This is a genomic window from Candidatus Symbiopectobacterium sp. NZEC135 (genome assembly GCF_025962695.1).
The window spans coordinates 1-808 of sequence record NZ_JAGFPF010000969.1 but is presented as its reverse complement, the minus strand read 5'-3'; the positions used below and the strand labels follow the sequence as shown (position 1 = coordinate 808).

The 808-nt window shown below is 52.6% G+C and carries 1 protein-coding gene; it reads left to right on the top strand.

Annotated elements, in window-relative coordinates; genetic code table 11:
* Positions 1-10 precede the first annotated feature (10 nt).
* Positions 11-808 (top strand): ABC transporter substrate-binding protein (locus J5224_RS31810; protein WP_264628961.1); only part of this gene is annotated, 798 nt, incomplete at its 3' end.

Below are 808 nucleotides of genomic sequence, written 5' to 3'. Positions count from 1 at the left end.
GAAAGGCAAGCTGCAAGGGGTGCCGATTTCCATGACGTCGCGCGGGTTTATCTATAACAAAGGTACCTGGGATAAAGCGGGCGTTGCCTACCCGAAGACCTGGGATGAATTGTTTGCCTCTGGACCCGCCTTTAAAAAAGCGTTGGGAGACAATTTCTACCCCCTCGGCGTGGCGCAGGGCTCCTCTGACGTTCTCGATATTCTGACGCTGGGGCGCGCCTACATGGCGCAGAAATATGGCATTGACATGATTGCCGAGAGCAAACAGAGCCTGGCTTATAATCGTGAGCAGGTGCGCGAACTGTTTGGCTTTTATAAAAAGCTGGTGGATAACCATGTGATACCCGATCAGCGTTATTTTTCGTCGTTTGGTCGCACTAACGTGTATGAAATTCGCCCGTGGATCAACGGTGAAATGGGCGGCATGTATTTATGGGATTCCGCCATCTACACCTACGCCAGCAACATGCCAAAAGAGACGGTACTGGAACCGGGTCCGTATCCTATGCTGAGTAACGCCAAAGATTCAGCGATCAATACCAAGCCGTCTTCACTGTTTGCGGTGGGTAAAAACACCAAGTATCCCAAAGAATCCGCGATGCTGATCGGCTTCTTGCTGAGTAATCCGGAAGGCATCAAGGCGCTGGCGTTACAAAACGGCATGCCGGCAAACCCGAAAGCGGTAACCTTGCTGGAGCAGAGCGGGGTGATCACACCGACCAATCTGTTGGCAAATGCCTACAAGGCGGCGGCTGAACAGCCTGCCACTCAGGTTCCGGTATCGCCCTACATGGAGAATCAGGAACTG